Below are 20,891 nucleotides of genomic sequence, written 5' to 3'. Positions count from 1 at the left end.
TTACCCCTGATTCAATGACGGCCAGTTAGAGTGCAGTACGCGCTCTAGTTCTAGTGCACTCTTATGTACCGCATCTTGTGCAGTAGCGAGTGTTTTCTTACCACCTTCGAAGTCGCCTACGGTCAAATCAAACACTGTGCTGTAGGTGTCAGCACACGTTTCGAATGCACGACTACGAGGAATAGTGGCCATCATAACTTGGTCACCTAGAAGATAGTTCATTTCAGTTAGAACAGAAACTTGCTTCTTGTTGTCGTCTTCAAACATGGTTGGCATCAAACGAACAAACTCAAGACCATTCCAATCTTCTGGGAACATCTCGTACACCGTTGGAAGGTGTTGGAAGAAGTTTACTGTTGAAGCCCAGTCAAGACGCTTCGCTGCACAAGGAATCAATAGCGCGTTTGATGCATACATTGCGTTCCATACTAGCGGGTCAACGTGTGGACCGGTATCAATCATAATCACGTCGAAGTCATTCGCGATCTTGTCAATCAACTGCTCTTTCAATAGACGAACGATGTCTAGCGATGGGTCTTCAGAGAGTGTTTGCCACGCTTCTGCGTTGAACATTGCGTCTTCTGGGAAAGCAGAAATCGACTTCAAGTTCGGGTATTGCGTTGGCAACAACACGTTCTTGTGTAGAAACTCACGATCGATTTCAACGCCATCTGGCACGTTACCAAGCATGATATCAACCGCTGAATAGATGTTGTCATGCTCTGCCACACTGATTTGTGGGTTCAAGAACAGACGCAGAGAGCCTTGAGGATCAAGGTCAATCAAACAAATGCGGTAGCGTTTATCTAGGTTTAGCGCCAGACATGCCGCTAAGTGAACCGCTGTCATCGATTTACCCGTACCACCCTTTTGGTTTTGTACGTTGATGATCCACGGTTTGTTTTCAGAATTCTTTTTGCGTTCATGGAATTTAGGCACTTCTGCCGCATCCATTAGCATGTGCGCTTCTTCAAGCGTGATTGAATAATGGTTGGCATTATTCTTTGTAAATTGATGACCTTCCGCTTCCATCTTACCGATAGCATCGTCCAGCTTACGGCGAGTCAAACCTGAGCGGGTTTCCATCATTGCCTTAGACATTGGTGGGAAGTAGTTGTCACTACGCTCTTCCAAAACAATCTCAATACGGTCAGCTTGAACCTGTTGCGTCAGTTCTGCTAATTCCTGGAGATTTTCAATCGTTGTTTCTCTTTTCATGCCAAATTCCGTTGGAAGGATATCTGCATTTAATTGTACAGCACTGCAATCCAAAAACAACAAAAAGGTGAACATGCATTTTGAATAACCATCACATAAAAAACACTCACAAACGCCTGTTTTATGATTTCACCTTAAAAACATCACAAAATTTAATCAAATCTATGCCAATAAAGTGCTTCAAACTTTGCGAGAATGAAAATGTCACACTGTCACGTATTTACAATGTAAATCTACAGTTTTTCCGGAACGATTATAGAAAGACGCTAAATTACGGATAGTGTGAGATGAATCTATTGTTTAACGATGAATGAGCGTTTTTAATTAAAAACACGAGAAGCGACTACCTTGATCATGTATCCAGTATGTTTATTCATGTAAAACAGCGATACTGAACGGATGAATGATCAAGGACGTATCATGATCATTCTTCCGTCGAGAACAGCAAATACGAAAGCATGATCAAGGAAATTATGTGTCCAAGTACATTGCACATCGATTTTTCAATGCGATCAATTTATCGGAAAAATGATCAAGTGAATTTCAGCCTCGGAAGCATGCTTTTTCACGGCCAATTTACGGATGAATGCAGATAGACTGGGGGATAGAGGCCAAATCAAAGATAAAAACGTGGAACGATGAAAATAAACCGAAAACAAAATGTAGAACGCGATATCATGATCATGCTTCCGTTTGTTTCGGGATAATGCAGAGAAACAAGGCGTGCGATGTAAAATTGGACAAGGTTTCAGCATTTGCGCAAATAGTATTCACAAACAGCGACAGAACGATGCAAAACGACGCTCTTGATCATTGTTCCAAAGGTAAAAAACCATTGCTTTACCGCAAACGAAGACAAAGTTTTCCAAGGCATACCTTTATTTCTGTGGATAAGTTGTACAAACATCATGATCATCGTTTCATGACCTTTTTGATCATCTTTTCAGAAACTTAATGATCATGCTTACGGCGCTTTGTGATCATGCTTTCTGACTTTTGTTGATCATCGTTTCGGAATAATCATGATCATAGTTCCGAATTGCCGCTTTAAAATATCTATTTAAAACATAAGCTTACGTCGTTAAAAATCTCCAGATCATTAGATCATATAATCAATTAAGATCAGATTAATCAAAAAGATCAGTTATTTAAAAAACAAAGATTTTTTCTTTATTTATGATCTGTTTTTCTTTATTCTTCGGAACCATAGCAAAACTACGGCTAGTGTGATCTGGATCTAAAATGACGGCTGATGAAAAAATTCTGATTAAAGCGCCAAGAAGCCATAAGGATGGGCACCTTTTTGAGGTACACGAATCTTCTGCAGATTGGGTAGAACAATACCAACACTTCAAAGGGGTTACCAAGAGCATCTTAGAGTTGCTTAATCTGATCTCCTTACGAGGATTCAGCAGCAAAGACGGTTTGGTCTCCACAACAGAAATTGTGGCAGCAACCGACGGTCAACTAACCAGAGCCGCATTACAACAACGCTTACGTGCTGCCGTTAACATTGGTTTGTTTACTCAAACACCTGTGCGCTTTGAAGAAGGCCTTGCAGGTAAAACCATGTTGCACAAGTTCGTTAACCCTAACCAGCTAATCTCAGCCTTGGGTGCCACCAGCTTAGTCACAGAAAAAGTTCGTCAGAGCGAAAAGCAAAAACGTTCTAAGGCCTTGGCACAAACCCAAGTGAACAAGCGCCTGTTGAATGAACATGGTCTGAATACCCCACCGATGATGAAGGATGAAGCGGATCAATTTGTCGTTTCACCAACTAACTGGGCAGGGATCATCGACCAAGCTTTAGCGCCACCACGCACTCGTAAGAGCTACCAAAAATCTATGGTGTCGATCTCTGGCACCAAAGCTGTGATTGAAACACGATCGTCGAAAAACATCATGACAGTGGACGATCTGATGACGCTGTTTGCTCTGTTTACACTGACCGTGCAATACCATGATCATCACAAAGATCAGTACCACATGGATGCGGCGCATGTGCCGAATAAAACCCCGTTGTACATCACGGATATCCTGTCATTGCGTGGCAAGAAGGACAGCGGCCCGGCACGTGATTCAATCCGTGACAGTATTGATCGAATCGAATTTACCGATTTCCAATTGCACGAGCTAACTGGTCGTTGGCTAAGTGAAAACATGCCAGAAGGCTTCAAGAGTGATCGTTTCCGTTTCATTGCGAGAACCATTACCGCATCGGAAGAAGCGCCAACAGAAGGCGCTGACGGCGAGATTCGCATTAAGCCGAACTTGTACATCCTAGTCTGGGAACCTTCGTTCTACGAAGAACTGCTGACGCGTGATTATTTCTTCTTGTTCCCGCCAGAGATTCTGAAACAGCACACCTTGGTGTTCCAGCTGTATTCGTTCTTCCGTAGCCGCATGGTGCGCAAACACACCGATTGCATGTTGCTGAGTGAGTTGAACCAAAAACTGGCACGAAACATCGAATGGCGTCGTTTCTCAATGGATCTGATCCGTGAGTTGAAGCGCTTGTCTGACGGCAAAGGGACGGAAGATCTTTTTGTGGTGAACTTATGGGGTTATCACTTAACGATCGAGACCATGATCGAAAATGGCAAAGTGATGGACTACCAAGTCGACATCAAATGCGATGTCGAAGAGGTATTGCGCTACTCTCGCGCTCGTACGACCAACGCAGGAAAGCGCAACATGGCGCCTACGCTGCCAAACCCACTTCGTAATGAGATGGTTACGACGCAGCAGCTAGACGAGCTCTCAGGCATCATAGACGGCGAATTTGAGCCTATTCAGCGCAAAGCACCGTCTCCACGTGGCAATTTGGGCCGTCGAGTGAAACAGAAAAAGCACCTGGTCGAGATCAACGCGGACGAGATAACCATTACTCTATCCAAATATACCTCTCCAGAGGCCCTAGAACGCAGTATAACGGCTTTATCGGCGATGACAGGGCATTCCTATGCCTCAATCAAAGAAGAGTGTTCTGAGTTCATTGACAAGCTTGACTACCTGCGAGTAGGGGACGCTCCTCTGCCATACGAGACATTGAGCAAGACAGTGGAGTTGTTTAACGGCCAAAATGACGTGAAACATCTGACCATCGAGCGCTTGATCGCTGGGTTGGCTGTTCGTCGAAAAGTGTGTCGTCAGATTTTTGAAGGCCACATGGATGAGATGGTATTCAGAGCGCTTGATGAAATGGCGATTTAACATGAATCACGTGGATGCTTTTCGAGTGATAAGCGTGACGAATTGATTCAGAATGTAACAATGAATTGCACTGATGGAAATCAGACCTAACTCTTACAAATCACTGACATTGCGGTTCCAAGGGCAGACTAAGATTTATCCCGAATAGACAACCTTTTGTCCTTTCTGATGATTAATAGATTGGCTCATATTGTTACATTCATTCTGAATAGACTTCGCGAGTTTCTCCTCAAGAAACTCGCTTTTTTTTATCTAAAATTCCTGTCCTGTGCACCTGCTTAAACTGACAACTCTCAGTCTGTTACCTTGATCATCTTTCCGGATTAATGACGTAACCCTTGATCATGCTTCCTAGTTTCATTCCAATTCAACGATCGCATCAACGCAACGTGTGACTCGATCAAGCTACTCGCTTGTTGCTGCCATTCAGTTTGATCGTGTTGCTGATTACAAAACTCTAACGCCAGAACGGTCAAATGTTGTAAGCGCTTGAGACACCAATCCTTGATAAGAATATCGGTCATCGGTTGGCAAGCCGATTGTTCGAGCTTCGCACCAGTGTATTGCAGGATTTGGAAGGCTTTTTGATGGTCTTGATGCCTAGCGTGTTGAAAGACTCTTAAACAGCCATCTAGCCAACAAGCGATCGCTTTACTCTGTTCGTCCGTCAGTTCTGGACCAAACACAGCAACAGGCGCTTGGTATAAGATCGCTTCTAAGCTTTCTACTTGATCATGCTTCCGATTGTCGTACCAATCTGATAGTTGATCTTGCCAGGTCATCAAATCCATTAGGCTGCCTCAGTCCATTGTTTTACAAAGTGATTTGGTCCGATTTGATCATAGTCTTCGACCACAACGCTGCTGCGACTACGGATCTCATCGGCATCTACTGAATAGTTTGGTTCACTTTCCACCAGGTTGCCAAATGGCAGATCAGGATCCGGTACCGCAGAGATCAATAACTTAGTGTATGGGTGCTGTGGATTCTTTAAGATCGCTTGGGTATCTCCCCATTCGACGATCTGCCCTTTGTACATCACAGCTGTTTCTTCTGCGATGTAATGCGCGGTTGCAAGGTCGTGAGTGATGTATAGGAACCCGATCCCCAGTTCTTGCTTCATGCGTTGCATCAGATTGAGTACGCCTAAACGAATCGATACATCCAGCATCGACGTCGGTTCATCGGCAAGAATAAGTTGTGAGCCTACCGCCAGAGCGCGCGCCAGATTAACGCGTTGACGCTGACCACCACTGAGTTCGTGAGGGAACTTGTTCAGCGTTTCCTCTGGCAGCTCAACCAAATCCAGCAGCTCTAGCAGTTTGGCTGGGATTTCTTTGTCACTTTTCACTTGCTTATGAATCTTCAGTGGGCGAGTTAAGTGATGGCGAATAGTATGGGTTGGGTTTAAAGAACCAAACGGGTCTTGGAACACCATTTGAACCTTACTGCGGTAATCCTGAATCTCACCACGAGCAGTAATGTCGTTGATGTTTTTGCCATTGAAAAGGATCTCACCATCGCTGGCTGGATAGACCTTGGTAATTAATCGCGCGCAGGTGCTCTTGCCGCAACCTGATTCGCCCACCAGCGCAAGGGTTTTGCCTGCATAAAGATCAAAGCTCACGCCCTGAAGCGCACGGAAGGTCTCTTCTTTAGCGAAGCCACCACCGACTTTGAATTCCTTGATCACGTTTTTCATTTGGATTATCGGTTCACTCATGCTGGCGCTCCTTCCGTTTGTGGCTGTTTATGTACATCGTGAATATTCGGGAACGAAGCCCATAGCTTTTGGGTGTATTCGTGTTGAGGATGATTGCGGATTTCGTATGAGCTATTCACTTCAACAATCTTGCCGTGGCGCATGATGGCAATGCGGTCGCACAATTGGCTCATTAGCGCTAAGTCGTGGGTAATAAAAAGCACTGAGAAACCAAACTCGTCACGCAACTGATAGATTTGCTGCAAGATTTCACGTTGAACTACCACATCCAGCGCTGTGGTTGGCTCGTCCATGATGATTAATTTGGGATTGAGGGATAGGGCAATCGCAATTACTAAACGTTGACGCATGCCGCCGGAGAACTGATGTGGGTATTCGCCCAGACGATTTCTCGGTATGTTGACTAAGTCGAGAAGCTTTTCCGCGCGGTCTTTGGCTTGCTCGTTGGTTAATCCTTTGTGGTGGCGTAATACGTCGGCAAATTGCTCCTGAACGGTGAGAACCGGATTCAGTGAGTTCATAGCGCTTTGGAACACCATTGCAATCTCGCTCCAGCGTAGCGTATTAAGCTCATTATCAGGCAGACGAAGGATGTCTTTGCCTTCAAATAGAATTTGCCCACCAGAGATAAACGCGGGCGGCTTGTGCAGACGGTTGATAGAGAAAGCAATGGTACTTTTACCACAGCCTGATTCACCCGCAAGACCAAATATTTCGCCTTTACCAATATCAAAGCTCACCGATTTCACAGCATTGAAGTCGCCGTTATCGGTGATGTAATCCACACATAACTCTCTGATCTGAATGACAGGATCAGAGTGATATGCCTGATTCAGGTTTAGTTCACTCATCATTACACCTTACCAATACAAAAGATAATTATTATCATTATCAGGTGTGTAAGGTTTGCGAAAGGCAAAACCGTCTAATCAGTGAAGTGACTCGAAAGTTGAGTGTAATAAAAAGAATTTTTTCCGTTATGGAAGTGTGAATTTACGAGGGAAAAATGAGAGCTGGATCAGCTCACTTTTCGTAGGGGGAATTCTTCAAATTTAATCGCTAAAAACGCGCTTTGCAAAAACTAAATGATGAATCTATTAACGAGTTAGTGAAAGGTCGAAAGGGGTCACATTTCCCCACAGTTTTTCTTACCTCTGCATTGGGGGTTTGCTATAGATTACCCATCGAAAACATGGTGTGTTCGGAGGAAATATGTCCATTAATTCTATCGACCATGAAGAGATGAGCAACATCGCTCACAAATGGGAACTCCCTGAAGAAGAAACCGTTGTGAGACCTGAGAAAACCGTGAAATCTGCCGAAGCAAGACGTCGTATTGAAGCTCTTCGTGAAATCCGTGAAAGCGGCTTGAGCATCGAAGAAGCAAGGGAACTTGGCTTAATTCACTAATTCTCGCACTGCGGAATTAAACCATGGGGTGGTCATAAGACTGCCCTTTTCATTTTTATGATTTACAACCAGTTATTTGACTTTCTCTCCCTGCGTTACTAAAGCTTATATCAATAGCAATATGCTTTTTGTTGACTATTGAACAGCAACGTCAGGAGTACGATTATGGTTGATCAGATCCTTTTCTATGAACCCGATGAATCCCACGGTTTCCTCTCCAACTTTTGCCAAGCGCAAATAAAAGTCTCCACCCAATCTTGGCCCACCAGCGAACACTATTACCAAGCTCAAAAATTCAGCGATCGCGCACTACAAAATAAAATCCTCACCGCAAAAAGCCCCGACGAAGCCTTTGCTTTAAGCCGCAAATATCAACATCTCGTCCGTGAAGATTGGGACGACGACAAACTCTCCGTAATGGCGTTTATCGTCCGTGAGAAGTTTCTACAAAACCCGCTACTAGCCCAACAATTGATGGAAACGGGGAATGCCTGCTTGACCGAACACTCGCATAAAGATGCCTTTTGGGGGGATGGTGGTGACGGCTCGGGTGAAAACCATTTAGGGGAGATTTTGATGAATGTACGTGCTGAGCTAAAACACGTCGAGCCTTATAACTTGGTGCGCTTTGTCGATAAAGCCAAGCTACCAACCCAATGGGGCACGTTTATCATGCATGGTTTTATCGAGAACGCGACGGGAAAAGAGCACCTAGCTTTGGTGTATGGTGACCCTGCAAACAGTAAAGCGCCGCTGATTCGTCTGCATTCAGAATGTCTAACCGGTGATGCGCTGTTCAGTACTCGTTGTGATTGTGGTTTCCAGCTTAACCGTGCATTGCAAAATATTGTCGAAGAAGGCTGTGGCGTGCTGCTCTACTTGCGTCAAGAGGGCAGGGGAATTGGGTTAATCAATAAGATTCGTGCCTATCACTTACAAGATGAAGGCGCAGACACTGTCGAAGCCAATGAGCGCCTGGGCTTTGCTGCTGATATGCGTGATTACGCGTTTTGTAAGGGGATGCTAGACCACCTGAATATTGATCAAGTACGTTTGATGACCAACAACCCACGCAAGCTTGCAGCGCTGAAGAAGGTGAACATCAACGTGGTTGAGCGAGTGCCACTACAAGAAGGCAATAACCCAAATAACCAACACTACCTAAAAACCAAAGCCAACAAGCTTGGCCACATGTTCGACCCCAAATTTGTCGAACAAGATTAAGCGCTCGAACAAGATTAATCACAGAGAAGAGATAAAAGTGAAACCGCCAGCTTGTTGAAGTTGGCGGTTTTTTCATGATTGGTTAGGTATGAACGGTTAGATGTATTTTTTGATGATGTTGTCGATTTGCCCCGAACTTTTGAGCTCCGCTAGGCGCTTGTTGATGAAGCTCTGTACTTTCGGATTCATCTCCGGAGAGAAAGCCAGATAGATGGAGTAATCTGGAATGACAGAACTGAAAGATTGGATCTGGAAGTCCCCCATTGGCAGCTCTAAACGTTTGATGTTGTACACCACACGCGATTCCATCTCGACAAAAGCGGTATCGCCAGGAGTGCGTTGCAGAACGCGATAAGCGGCGTCGTAGTCTTTCACGCGCATTTCATTGACGGTGCCGTTTTCAAAGAAGGGACTTAAGTTCGGATAATCAAAGCCAAGCAGCAGCACGATAGAGCGACCTTGCATGTGCTGCATATCGCTGAATTTGAATGGCGCTTTACTGCTCGAAACCAGTACGTGTTTTACAGTGTAAATAGGTTGTTCAGAGAGGTTTTCCGATTGCACCTTGCCCCAATTTGGGCTGCCATAAGTGACCCAATTCTCCTCACCGCCCGCTTCAAGTACGGAAATCATGCGTTTAAATGGGTAAGTGTGGTATTTCACCTCGTAATCGGATTCAGCAAAGATAGCACTGACGATGTCAGTCACAATTCCGGAATGTTGTTCACCTTGTTGTTCTATTTGGAATGGTCGAGCTTGCTCAGAGATAACGTAGTAGTTCACTTCGCTCGCCATGGTGTGTGCGCTTAAGGCCATAAAACTAAAGCCTAATGTACGTAAGAGTCCTTTCATCCTAACCTCGATTATTGTCGTGACGTGACTATATTTATAGTAGCGCATGTTTAAGGGAGCGATTTCATATGGAGACAAAAGAGCGAACTCAACGTCGGTTTAGTATCGGCAACCAGCTGATGCTGGCGATTTTTGCGTTGAGTTTAATCTTTACCGTGATCATTTCTTCCGTCAGTTTGTACCGTGACTTCAACGATGATCTGGCTCGCTTGGATAAAGAACTGGAACAGGTGAAAACCAGCTACCTTTCTAGCTTTTCTGCCAGTCTGTGGGTGGAAGATAGAGAGTTGCTGCACACCCAAGCAGAAGGGGCGATGCGCCTACCTTCAGTGGACTACCTAAGAATCGCGACACCGGATGAAGTGATCTTCGAATTAGGCTCGGCCTTGACGGAAGATCGGATCGAGCGTCAATGGCCTTTGCAATACGACATGGGCACAAAAACCTTTGATCTTGCCGAAGTAACGGTGCAATCGGATCTCAGTCCGATCTATCAAGGATTATGGCAAACCTTCTTTTTTCTTGTGATCGCGGAAGCGATCAAGATCTTCTTACTCATCATCGGCGTTCTCTGGGTGACGTTTCGTTTGATGGTCAAGCCACTTCAATTGCTCTCTGGTGCGGTGAGTGATTTCAGCGGCGGCCATGTACCGAGCAAAGTGCAACTCCCCAAGCGTTGGTTTTTCGATGAAGTGGGTTTATTAGAACGCAAATACAACCGAAGCGTTGAGCGTGTCAGTGAGCACCAACTGGAAATCGAAGAAGCACGTGACAAAGCCGAAGTGGCAAACCGTAAGAAGAGTGAATTTCTTGCCACCATGAGTCATGAAATTCGTACGCCGATGAATGGGATTATCGGCATTGCTTCCTTACTTGGGGATACCAAGCTAGATGAACAGCAAAAAGACTTTGTTTCCATCATCAACAGCTCTTCCAACTCACTGATGGTCATCATCGACGACATTCTCGATTTTTCTAAAATTGAAGCGGGTAAAATTGAGCTTGAGACAGACACTTATAATCTGCTCGATCTACTGCATGAAGTCGGCAGACTGCACACCGTTAAAGCTCAGCAGAAAGGCTTACAGTTGGTTTGCGACATCGACGTTCAACTCCCTTCAGAAGTCGAAGGTGACGTGGGTAGGCTCAAACAAGTGCTGAGTAACTTACTCAGTAACGCAGTCAAGTTTACTGAGCGTGGCCATGTTAAGTTGATGGTGTCACAAGTGAACCGAGAAGATGACGTCGCCAGCGTACATTTCCGTGTGGTCGATTCGGGTATTGGTATTGCGAAAGAAAACCAGCAAGCGGTATTTGAGAAGTTTCAGCAAGCCGATGGCAGCACCACGCGTAAATACGGCGGTACTGGTTTAGGCTTAGCGATTTGCAGCAGCTTGGTCGAAGTGATGGGCGGCGAGATCCGCCTGACCAGTGAGCCGGGGCTGGGCAGTTGTTTTGAGTTTACTATTCCACTCAATATCGTCAGTGATACACCAATTGCGCCAAGTACACCGAACGTGCTTGATTTTCGTAACGGTGAAGACAGCGCGCCAAAAAGCCTTGAACCAACCAAAGACGAGGGCAAACCTTGGATTTTGGTGGTAGAAGACACCGCGGTAAACCAAAAAGTAGTGCGCATTATGTTGGAAAAACTCGGCATGCAGGTGAATGTGGCAGAACACGGTGAAGAGGCGCTCCAACAGTGCCAAGAACATCAATTCGATTTGATATTGATGGACTGCCAAATGCCAGTGATGGATGGGTTTATTGCTACTGAAAACATTCGCAAGATGGGCGAGTGGGGTCAGCAAGTGCCGATCATAGCGTTGAGCGCCAATGTGATTAAAGAAGATCAACAGCGATGTTTTGATGTTGGCATGAATGAGTTTGTTGCCAAACCGGTTACCAAGGAGCGTTTGCAGCAAATTTTTGAGCAATATCTTCCTGATTCATTGCAACCCCGATCGAATCCCAAGGAAGCAACTTGAAATTGATCAAGGAAAGTGCGTTTCACTTCTTAAAAGTCAAATCTGTGTGCTATAGTGCGCGGCTAGTATTTATTAAAGTACCTTGAGGCTGTGAATGTCGTTCAATCTATCCCTGTTGCCGCCTGACGAGAAAAACAAAATCGAACTTGATAAGCAAGCATCGTTTTTGGTTTGGAAGCTTAAAGAAGCGAAATCTGGTCCTGAAGCGATAGAAGAAGAGTTGTCTAAGATTAACGACGCTGATGAGAAAGTGTTTTTTCAACAGGCAATCGATAAGTACAAACGAGTAATGGGTGTCGCATAAAGCGAGCGTGGCTCTGGTGTAAACCGTAGCGGCGAATGAGGTTTCCTCCCCATTCCTTTGCAAGGTGAAAGGTAAAATCTTCACTCTTTGCTAAAATCCTTCGCATTAAATTTGAATTTAGAGAGACATCCCGATGGGAAGAAGTTTTGAAGTGCGCAAAGCCTCAATGGCGAAAACTGCAGGCGCAAAAATTAAAGTTTATTCCAAATACGGTAAAGAAATTTACATGTGCGCGAAAAACGGTGGTGGTGATCCAGACATGAACTTGTCTCTGAAGCACCTGATCGCAAAAGCGAAAAAAGACCAAGTTCCTGCACACGTTATCGATAAAGCGATCGACAAAGCGAACGGCGGCGGTGGTGAAGACTACACTCCAGCACGTTACGAAGGCTTTGGCCCTGGTGGCACAAGCGTGATCGTAGACTGTCTAACAGACAACGGTAACCGTACATTCCAAGACGTTCGCCAATGCTTTGTTAAAGTGGGTGCGAAAATTGGTGTTGAAGGTTCTGTTTCTCACATGTTCGATCACCAAGCGGTATTCCAGTTCAAAGGCGAAGATGATGAAATCATCCTAGAAACGCTAATGATGGAAGACGTAGACGTTACTGACGTTGAGCTAGAAGACGGTGTTATCACTGTATTCGCACCTCACACTGAGTTCTTCAAAACAAAAACTGCGCTTAACGCTGCATTCCCAGATCTAACGATCGACGTTGAAGAAATCACATTCGTACCGCAAACGAACACGCCAGTAACAGGCGAAGACGCAGAGAAATTCCAGAAGTTCCTAGACCTTCTAGATGACTGTGACGACGTTCAACAGGTATACCACAACGGCGAACTGTAATTCGGTTCTCCAGTTGTAAAAAAGGCTTCCCTCGGGAAGCCTTTTTTGATCGTGTTGTTTGTCTTTTTTATTGTGACTAGCGTTTAGGTGTTTCGGTATTTGGAATAACACAGCGACATGATCACACCAAAACAGATGCCTTGGGTTAGCATCGCTGTACCACCGTAGCTAAAGAACGGCAGTGGGCTACCCATTACAGGCAACAAGCCACTTACCATACCGGTGTTGATGAAGGCGTAAAGGAAGAAGCTCATCGCTAACGCACCACTTACCAGACGACTGAAGAAATGTTCAGATTGGCACGCCAGCAGCATCACACGCGCCGTAATGAACAAATACAACGCCAACAACACCACACAACCAATAAAGCCCCATTCTTCTGCGTAGGTCGAGAAGATAAAGTCAGTATGGCTTTCAGGGATAAAGCCTAGCGTACCTTGAGTGGCATTCATCCAGCCTTTGCCTTTCATGCCGCCAGAACCAATCGCAATCAACGATTGGATGATTTGGTAGCCCGAACCCAGTGGATCCGATTCAGGATGCAAGAACTGCGTTACACGGCTCTTCTGATACGCTTCCATCACAAAGAACCAAAGTATTGGTGCCAGCGTTAGAATGCTCACTAAAAAGCCGCCAATGATCTTCCAGCTCATGCCTGCAAAAAACAGCACAAACAACGCGTAAATCACGGTGAAGATAGCGCCGTCTAAGTCAGGTTGTAAGGCAATTAAGCCTGCAGGAATAAAGGTGATCAGCAAACAGAAAGCAATTTTGCGAATGTCTGGTCGCCCACCTTCTAGATGCAGCATCCACGCGATCATAATGGGAATGGAGAGCTTGATCAGCTCAGAGGGTTGAAAGCGGAAGAAGCCGATATCAAGCCAACGCTGCGAGCCATTGGTGCTATCGCCAAATAAGGCAACGGCCGCCAAGAGAGAAACCGCAACCAGATACAAATAAGGCGCTGAACGTTGATAACTGGACGCAGGAATCGACGACATGACCAAAATACACACCAGCGTCAAACCGCATCGAGCGAGGTGTTTAAAGAGCATAGCTTCATTGAATCCACTGGCACTCCAGAGAGTGAGCGAACTCAATAGCATGATCGGAATGATCGCCATCAAAAGTGGCAAATCAATCCTAGGGAAGAAACGCTTGTTCATCTTCTACAACCTAAAAACGCCCCAACGCGGGGCGAAAACAACCAGAACTCTGCGAGCTCAAACTATTCCGATGCTAAGAATCCAATTTGGAAATAACAGACACCACGCAAAGGTGTGCAAGAGAGGAGTGTGCGACGCTGCCTGTTATGGGTAAGCTGACTTGGAAAGTCGTGGGATGGATAAATACACCAGGCTGAGGTTTTGCGCCACATTTTTTATAAGATTGAAATGGAAATTGGTACAGACAGCGCAATGAAATGAGCAGATTCGCCTTAAGTACTGAGCACTTAAGGCGATGGCGTGATTAGGCTTGAGCTTTTTCTGGTTTGTGCGTGAAATGGTACAACGCCCACAGTACAAACAAAGTCACGGTAAGCTCCCAAGCTCGGAGGAAGGTGCTTTCCAAGCCCAGTTCGCTGCTGGTCATGTAAAGCTGAATCGGCAGCATGGTCGCCAACAATGCATCAGCATGAACGTCTTTGGCTGAACCTTTCGCTTTTGCCATTGATGCGGTGATCATAAAGGCAAGCAGACCCAATACGATGGTGTAGTAACCGAACGTGGACTGATGCCCAGCCATTAGTAAGGTGAACACTACAGCTAATGCGCAGCCGCCCACTTGAGTTTGAAAACGGCGATCAACCACGTCGATAAAGCCTTTGTGTGTGGTTTGCGTTGCTGCGGCAATCACAGGCACCAAACAAAACGTTGCTGAGATGATGTCTACAATCATCAAGAACGCTACACCAAGACCAATCAATGCGAGTGAAATCGCTCGGTTCTCAAACGTAACAGGCTCTTCTTCAAATGCTGGTGGTTTGCCGCCACATTCAACAGGGAACAGAGTCACCATGGTTTTTGCGACGACCATGGTAATCAGCATCGATAGCAGGATTTCATGAATGCGCATTGGCATGTCCATGGTGGTGTGCTGAGCAAACACCACAATCAGAATCCAGTTGAAGGTTGGCATTAGCATCTGACCTTTCTTCGGCGGTGTAGTCGCTCTGCGGCGCATAAAGTCGAAGAAGAACAAGCTAATGGTCCACACCACAAATGGATGCTGTGAAAACACTTCGGTCACCACCAATGCTGCGCTTGCTGCTAATAACGTAGGTAGCAAGGTGCGAAGCAGACCAAGCCAAGAATAGTCTTTGTTCTTGGTCATGATGATGGTTGGGTACAGCGCCAGATAAACTGGAGAATCAAGGTTCAGCAGTTTGCCTAGCACCATACAAATCGTCACAGTAAGGGCGACACGCAGTGCTTCATTGCGCTCAGAACGACTTTGAAACAGGCTTTCGAAGGTCCACATGGTTCACCCCCTAGTAGATGTAGCGGAACATCGCTACCAAGTGAATCCAAGCCGAGCCAATGACATCCATAACAGGATTGCCGCTTTCAACGATCACACTCGCTCGTGAACCAGAAATCATCGAAGGATCCAACTCGTTAACTGTAATGCGGGTACGCACTTTCTGTTGCTCACGGATCCAACGAGTATCATTGGTCACACTAGAAAGCTGCCCATTAGCATTGTTGGTATCGTAAATCGCACGCTCTTGGCTGCTGACTTCACCAGTAAATACTTTGCCCGGTAGCGCATCGAAGGACACCAACACTTCGCGACCATTAGTTAGCTTATCAATGCCTTTTTCGTTGAAGTCAGCACTGATCCACGCATGGGCTTCGTCCACCAGCATCAATGACGCTGTGCCTTGTGTAATGTAGCTGCCTGATTGCAGTTGCAAATTCGTTACCACGCCTTCGGTTTGCGCCACGATTTGGGTGTGGCTTAGGTCGAGCTCCGCACTGGCAAGTTTTGCTTCTGCTAGTTCAATAGCCGCTGTGCGGTCTTGAGTAGAAAGCTCTGCCTCAATGCGTTTCACTTCCGCGTTCGCTGCTTCCACCGCGCTGCTGGCGACTTGTGTATTAGTGATCGCGTCATCCAGCTCTTGCTCAGTAGCCAGCCCTTTATTGCGTAGTTTCTGGTTACGCGCCAGTTTTTGCTTCGCGTTGTGGTATTCGAACTCGCGTTGGCTTTGGGTTTGTTTCGCTGCTGCCAATTGTTGCCATTTCGCGGAATCTGATTCACGTGCTTGGCGCAGTTCGGCTTTCGCTTGTGCCACTTTCAATTGGTAGCTGCTGGCATCGATAGCAAACAATGGCTGACCTTTTTCAACCAATTCACCGTTATTCACCATCACATCGGTGATCACGCCAGATACCTCCGGCGCAATGGTTGCGACATTACGATGCAGTGTCGCTTGGGTGGTGAAAGGGGAAACATTATCTGAGGTGACTAAAAAAGCGGAGAACAAAGCTGCCGCTGAAAAAACAGTGTATATCGCGTATTTATAAAAATTTTCTTTCACGTCTGTACCTAGTATTCATTCGTTATTAAGCGCCGCGTTCACGGCATATTCGGGTCTCTTTTCTACGGGGGCTAGGTTATACTCATCTAAAATTGGAAAAAATAACCAATGGAAGAAGTATGAATTCCATATTTGGAAACGTTGATGATCTGTACCTGTTTTGCTCAGTGGTTGAGCAAGGCTCTTTGCTCGCGGCAGCGAAAAAGCTCGAACTGCCGGTCTCTACCATGTCTCGTCGTTTATCGGCGCTGGAAGCACGTCTAGGGCTGAGATTACTGGAGAAGAAGGGACGTGAGTTGGTGGCAACCGAGACAGGCTTACAGGCGTTTGATCAACTCAGCAGTGCGATGGCGCAGATTGAATCCGGCATCTTGCAGCTCAACCAGCAAAGCCAACAAGTCGAAGGGCGAATTCGATTGGTGATGCCAAGCCGCTTTTACAATGACTTAGTCGATAAGGTGGTTGAGGATTACATCAAAACCTATCCAAAAGTGACCATTGATCTTCTGCTTAGCCAAGTGAATTCGATTCCAGAAACCGATCGTGATCTAGTGGTGACGTTCGATTTGGATGGTTTGGACGATATGATCGCGCGCCCGTTGTTTAAAGTAGAGCACGCTTTCTTTGTTAGCCCTGAATATCTGGTGCAAGCGGGCGGCAATATTGAAACCTTACAAGATTTAGCCAAGCAAGACTGGGTAGCCAGCACACACACCACACAAGTGCCTATCTACCAACAAGACAAGCTGGTGGACATGCTCAACTGCAAGCCGCGCTTAGTGGTCAATGACATAACCGCAGTGATCAAAGCGGTGGAAAACGGTTTGGGAATTGCGTCGATCCCATTACGCCACGTTAAGCCTGAATTGAATCTCGTGCGCGTCGCACCATCCTATAGCCGCGGGGATCGCGAAGCCTATTTGGTTTATCGTCAGCGTAACTATCAGCCTAAAGCGCTGACCTTAATGGTCGAAGCGATTTTGCAGGCTTCAGAGAAGCGAAACCATTCATCCTCTCTCAATACCATTCACTCCGCATAACTGCCATTGGTCGCATGTAAAAGCAGCGTGCGATCTTCTCCCTTAATCTGAAACCATCAAATCACGTTCAACTAAGGACAGTACATGATGGTTTCTCAATCTCGCTCAATCAAAGCTCTTAAACTGGCAAGTACGTTTATCGCCGCATTTGCACTCAGCAGCAATTTGGCTCTGGCTAACCCAAGCGAGCGCACACTCAGTCAATTCAACCAAGCAGCGCAGGGTGACTCTGGCTTAGTTGATACCGTTTACGGCGAATTATCCAAACAACTCGAAGAGCAGGGCGCAACGCCAGTGACCTTGGTGTATTTAGGCAGTGCTGAGACATTGCAAGGTCGTGAAGCGTTTATGCCTTGGAACAAGATGAAGTTCACCGAGCGGGGTCTTGCCACAATCCAAAAAGGTTTGGATTTAATGGCGAATCAGCCAGTACCACTGCAAGAGCAACAACGCTTACAAGGCTTGCCGGAATACCAATTAGCCACTGCCATGGCAGCCACCACCTTTACTTCTCTACCTGACATGTTCAATCACTTTGAGCGTGGCTACGAGCTGTACCTTTCATTGCTCGATGAGCCGAGTTTTAGCCAACAACCTTTCGCCGCAACGTCTTGGATTTATCGCTACGCCATTGAAGCAGCATTGCGCGCTGAAGATGTTCAACAAGCCAAAACATGGTTAGCGCAAATGGAGCAGTTAGGTGATAGCAATCTAGAAACGCAAACCGCGAAAGCGCTGCTAGCGAAATATTAGGGAGGCGTCATGATCGTTTTTAATCAACTTAGCCGCGATTACGCCCTTGGCAGGCAAACCGTGCGTGCATTGCGAGACGTTTCTGGTGAAGTGTTTTCCGGCGAAATGGTAGCTCTGTGCGGGCCGTCTGGTTCAGGTAAAAGCACCTTACTTAACGTGCTTGGCATGCTGGATACTCAATACCAAGGTCAGGTGACATTTGCCGGCAGCCCATACCCAACCGGACAAATGCAGGCTGCGAAAATGCGCCGTGAAAAGCTTGGCTTTGTATTTCAAAAATTCAATCTTGTGCCCGTGATGACGGCGCTAGAGAACGTGGCTTATCCGCTGCATCTCAATGGCTTTTCAAAAGCAGAACAAACCGAGCTCGCCACACAAATGCTAGAACACGTTGGCTTGGGCGAGTTTATTCATCATATGCCCGATAACCTATCAGGCGGTCAGCAACAACGTGTGGCAATTGCTCGTGCGTTAGTACACAAACCGGCGTTGGTGATTGCTGATGAGCCAACCGCGAGCCTTGATAGCCAAACTGCCAACAAGATCATCGACATTATGAAAGAGCTCGGACACGAGCTTGGCACTACTTTTATCGTCGCCACACACGACCCTCGTATGGCATCCCGTTGTGACCGCACCATTGAGTTGGTGGACGGCAAGATTACCCAAACGCACGCAAGTGTGGAGGAGGTTTCATGGGCAAGCTAATTCCAGTTTCGGTTCGCCTTGCTTGGTTGAACCTGCAACGCAATCGCCGTCGCAGTTTGTTGTCGATGCTGATCATCGCCATTGCCGTGTTTGCGTTAACCAGTGCGGGTGGTTTTGGTCTGTATACCTACGACAGTTTAAAAGAGTCGACAGCGCGTGACACGGGGCATCTGACGTTAACCACGCCGGGTTACTTCGCTAAAGAAGAAGAGATGCCACTGAGTAACGGTTTAACTCACGCCGACGACATCACCAAGAAATTGATCGGTTTAAACGAAGTGCGAGGCGTGCAGCCACGAGTTGAGTTCAGCGGCTTGATTTCCAACGGCAACAAGTCCTCAATCTTTATCGGCATTGGCGTGAACGAGCGCGAATTCGATATGAAAGGACCGTTTTTGGACGTGCGCGAAGGGCAAACGCTGTCCAACATTCATGCATCGCGTTATGACCCTACAGAGCCAGAAGTGATGCTTGGCGTTGATTTGGCGAACAACCTAAGCGTGCACGTTGGCGATTGGATTACCTTGCTGGCGACCACAACCGACGGTGCATTGAACGCGTATGACTTCAAAGTTCGTGGCATCTATTCAACCGGCGTACCTGAGCTTGATAAACGCCAGTTGTACGTGCACATCAACAGCGCGCAATCGCTGCTCGGTTCTGACAAAGTCAGCGCGTTATCTGTCTTTCTGTTCGATACCAGTTTAACTAACCAAGTCGAGCAACAAGTGGCTTCGGTTTTGAGTAAGCAAAAGCAGAACTTTGGTGACCAAGATATTGAGATTACGCCTTGGCAAGAACGTGCGTTCTTCTATCTCAAAGTGAAAGATTTGTACGACCGCATCTTCGGCATCATGGGCGCAGTAATGGCGTTGGTAGTCTTTGTCGCCCTGTTCAACACCATGACCATGTCGGTCACCGAGCGCACCCGTGAAATCGGCACCTTGTCGGCTCTTGGTAGCTACCCTCGCGAAATCATTGCTGGGTTCTTGCGCGAAGCAGGGTTACTTGCGGTGATTGGCAGCTTAATCGGCGCTTTGTTTACTGCGTTAGTTACCGTCTTACTGATGGTCGTGGATGTGCAAATGCCGCCACCGCCAGGACGTACAGAAGGTTACCCATTGACGATTTACTTCTCTTGGGAGCTGGTGGCTGTCGCAGGATTCGCAGTATTGATGATTTGTTTGGTTGCGGCGTTTTTCTCGGCGCGCAAAGGGGTGAACAAGCCAATTACGGAGGCACTGATTTATGTTTAATTTCAAATCACTATTACCAATTGCATTGCTGACGGCAAGCGGCGTTGTAAGCATGAATGTCAGTGCGAATGAAACAGCGTTAGATGCACAGCAAGTCGCGCAATTGATTGAAAAAGCCGACAGCTACCGCTTGCAAGATGATTCCTCCAAAGTGGTGTCACTGGTGCGCTTATATCAAGACCAAGAGTTAGATAAAACCCGCCTTTACCACGTGTACACGCGTCCAAATCGTGAATCGCTGGTGGTATTCAAATCGGCGGTTGAAGCAGGGCAAAAGATGTTGATGATGGGCGATAACTACTGGCTGCAAATGCCAAAGAGCCGCCGTCCGATTCGCATTACGCCAATGCAGAAGCTGCTTGGTGAAGCGTCTATCGGTGACATCTCAACCCTGACGTGGAGCCAAGATTATCTAGGTGAATGGAAAGCGACAGAAACTGTTTCGGTGAACGGAGAAAGTGTCTCGGCTTATCACCTTGCGTTAACCGCGAAAACCAAAGGGGCGAGCTATCAGAAGATCGACTTGTGGTTGTCTGAGCAAGATGCGTTTCCAATCAAAGCCGATCTTTACTTGCGTTCTGGCAAACTCGCCAAGCAAGCGCAATACGGACGTGCAAGCGACAACGGTGAAGACTACGTCAGTGAGATGACTTTGCTTGATAGCATTCAGCCGAGCAAAAAGACCGTTATCGAGTACCAAGAAATCGTGCCTTGGCAGCTGGATAACAAGTTCTACAACCCAAGCTATTTGCCAAAAGCCAACACGACTCAGCTTTAGTCTGAGCTTCGTAAATAGAACCATAAAAACGAG

General features: G+C 46.5%; 19 protein-coding genes. 11 read left to right on the top strand and 8 right to left on the bottom strand.

Annotated features, from left to right (window positions below):
* Complete coding sequence (locus ACLIIY_RS19655; protein ID WP_005428912.1) at positions 1 to 1,218, bottom strand: AAA family ATPase; 1,218 nt, start codon at positions 1,216 to 1,218, stop codon at positions 1 to 3.
* Positions 1,219 to 2,460: 1,242 nt separating this feature from the next.
* Here ACLIIY_RS19655 and ACLIIY_RS19650 point away from each other — a divergent pair.
* Entirely contained in the window at positions 2,461 to 4,431 is a 1,971-nt protein-coding gene (locus ACLIIY_RS19650; RefSeq protein ID WP_434529183.1) for a replication initiator protein RctB domain-containing protein, read from the top strand.
* Between the two features lie 323 nt (positions 4,432 to 4,754).
* On the opposite strand, the gene ACLIIY_RS19645 is transcribed toward ACLIIY_RS19650, so the two are convergent.
* The 3 genes from ACLIIY_RS19645 to ACLIIY_RS19635 are packed head-to-tail and all read right to left on the bottom strand — an operon-like array spanning position 4,755 to position 7,005.
* Positions 4,755 to 5,222 (bottom strand): hypothetical protein, encoded by a 468-nt coding sequence (locus ACLIIY_RS19645; protein ID WP_009706694.1) that lies wholly within the window; start codon positions 5,220 to 5,222, stop codon positions 4,755 to 4,757.
* Entirely contained in the window at positions 5,222 to 6,154 is a 933-nt protein-coding gene (locus ACLIIY_RS19640; RefSeq protein ID WP_039986455.1) for an ATP-binding cassette domain-containing protein, read from the bottom strand. The genes ACLIIY_RS19645 and ACLIIY_RS19640 overlap by 1 nt, the downstream gene beginning before the upstream one ends.
* Complete coding sequence (locus tag ACLIIY_RS19635; protein WP_009706696.1) at positions 6,151 to 7,005, bottom strand: ABC transporter ATP-binding protein; 855 nt, start codon at positions 7,003 to 7,005, stop codon at positions 6,151 to 6,153. Before ACLIIY_RS19635 ends, ACLIIY_RS19640 begins: the two co-directional genes overlap by 4 nt.
* A 361-nt stretch (positions 7,006 to 7,366) precedes the next feature.
* Between ACLIIY_RS19635 and ACLIIY_RS19630 the strand changes: the two genes are divergently transcribed.
* Entirely contained in the window at positions 7,367 to 7,564 is a 198-nt protein-coding gene (locus tag ACLIIY_RS19630; protein WP_009706697.1) for a PA3496 family putative envelope integrity protein, read from the top strand.
* A gap of 165 nt (positions 7,565 to 7,729) precedes the next feature.
* Complete coding sequence (gene ribA, locus ACLIIY_RS19625; protein ID WP_020197815.1) at positions 7,730 to 8,788, top strand: GTP cyclohydrolase II; 1,059 nt, start codon at positions 7,730 to 7,732, stop codon at positions 8,786 to 8,788.
* A 96-nt stretch (positions 8,789 to 8,884) separates the two neighbouring features.
* Here the strand turns inward: ribA and ACLIIY_RS19620 are convergent, their stop codons facing one another.
* Positions 8,885 to 9,640, bottom strand: a complete 756-nt coding sequence (locus ACLIIY_RS19620; protein WP_032802822.1) for a substrate-binding periplasmic protein — start codon at positions 9,638 to 9,640, stop codon at positions 8,885 to 8,887.
* A 68-nt stretch (positions 9,641 to 9,708) separates the two neighbouring features.
* Between ACLIIY_RS19620 and ACLIIY_RS19615 the strand changes: the two genes are divergently transcribed.
* From ACLIIY_RS19615 to ACLIIY_RS19605, 3 genes are all read left to right on the top strand, one after another.
* Positions 9,709 to 11,628: an ATP-binding protein gene (locus ACLIIY_RS19615; protein WP_434529182.1), complete on the top strand. Its 1,920-nt coding sequence runs from the start codon at positions 9,709 to 9,711 to the stop codon at positions 11,626 to 11,628.
* Positions 11,629 to 11,722: 94 nt separating this feature from the next.
* Positions 11,723 to 11,932 (top strand): DUF3283 family protein, encoded by a 210-nt coding sequence (locus ACLIIY_RS19610; RefSeq protein ID WP_005435877.1) that lies wholly within the window; start codon positions 11,723 to 11,725, stop codon positions 11,930 to 11,932.
* Between the two features lie 133 nt (positions 11,933 to 12,065).
* Complete coding sequence (locus ACLIIY_RS19605) at positions 12,066 to 12,782, top strand: YebC/PmpR family DNA-binding transcriptional regulator (protein WP_005435878.1); 717 nt, start codon at positions 12,066 to 12,068, stop codon at positions 12,780 to 12,782.
* 83 nt (positions 12,783 to 12,865) lie between these two features.
* Here ACLIIY_RS19605 and rodA read toward each other — a convergent pair whose 3' ends face one another.
* From rodA to ACLIIY_RS19590, 3 genes are all read right to left on the bottom strand, one after another.
* Positions 12,866 to 13,948, bottom strand: coding sequence for a rod shape-determining protein RodA (rodA, locus tag ACLIIY_RS19600; RefSeq protein WP_009706701.1), 1,083 nt, complete (start codon positions 13,946 to 13,948; stop codon positions 12,866 to 12,868).
* A gap of 304 nt (positions 13,949 to 14,252) precedes the next feature.
* Positions 14,253 to 15,263: a DUF2955 domain-containing protein gene (locus ACLIIY_RS19595; RefSeq protein WP_434529181.1), complete on the bottom strand. Its 1,011-nt coding sequence runs from the start codon at positions 15,261 to 15,263 to the stop codon at positions 14,253 to 14,255.
* 10 nt (positions 15,264 to 15,273) lie between these two features.
* Positions 15,274 to 16,323: an HlyD family secretion protein gene (locus tag ACLIIY_RS19590; protein ID WP_042600298.1), complete on the bottom strand. Its 1,050-nt coding sequence runs from the start codon at positions 16,321 to 16,323 to the stop codon at positions 15,274 to 15,276.
* A gap of 119 nt (positions 16,324 to 16,442) precedes the next feature.
* Here ACLIIY_RS19590 and ACLIIY_RS19585 point away from each other — a divergent pair, with 119 nt between their 5' ends.
* The 5 genes from ACLIIY_RS19585 (at position 16,443) to ACLIIY_RS19565 (ending at position 20,858) form a co-directional block, all read left to right on the top strand.
* On the top strand, positions 16,443 to 17,363 hold the full coding sequence (locus ACLIIY_RS19585) for a LysR family transcriptional regulator (protein WP_434529180.1): 921 nt from the start codon (positions 16,443 to 16,445) through the stop codon (positions 17,361 to 17,363).
* An 84-nt stretch (positions 17,364 to 17,447) separates the two neighbouring features.
* The gene (locus tag ACLIIY_RS19580) at positions 17,448 to 18,116 is read left to right on the top strand and encodes a hypothetical protein (protein WP_017189795.1); all 669 of its coding nucleotides are present in this window, start codon (positions 17,448 to 17,450) and stop codon (positions 18,114 to 18,116) included.
* Between the two features lie 9 nt (positions 18,117 to 18,125).
* The gene (locus ACLIIY_RS19575) at positions 18,126 to 18,824 is read left to right on the top strand and encodes an ABC transporter ATP-binding protein (RefSeq protein WP_434529179.1); all 699 of its coding nucleotides are present in this window, start codon (positions 18,126 to 18,128) and stop codon (positions 18,822 to 18,824) included.
* Entirely contained in the window at positions 18,812 to 20,080 is a 1,269-nt protein-coding gene (locus ACLIIY_RS19570) for an ABC transporter permease (RefSeq protein ID WP_409401803.1), read from the top strand. Before ACLIIY_RS19575 ends, ACLIIY_RS19570 begins: the two co-directional genes overlap by 13 nt.
* On the top strand, positions 20,073 to 20,858 hold the full coding sequence (locus ACLIIY_RS19565; protein WP_434529178.1) for an outer membrane lipoprotein-sorting protein: 786 nt from the start codon (positions 20,073 to 20,075) through the stop codon (positions 20,856 to 20,858). The genes ACLIIY_RS19570 and ACLIIY_RS19565 overlap by 8 nt, the downstream gene beginning before the upstream one ends.
* Positions 20,859 to 20,891: the final 33 nt, after the last annotated feature.

This window comes from Vibrio sp. K4 (genome assembly GCF_051122595.1).
Lineage (GTDB): Bacteria > Pseudomonadota > Gammaproteobacteria > Enterobacterales > Vibrionaceae > Vibrio > Vibrio owensii.
This window is presented reverse-complemented; position numbering and strand designations above follow the sequence as displayed.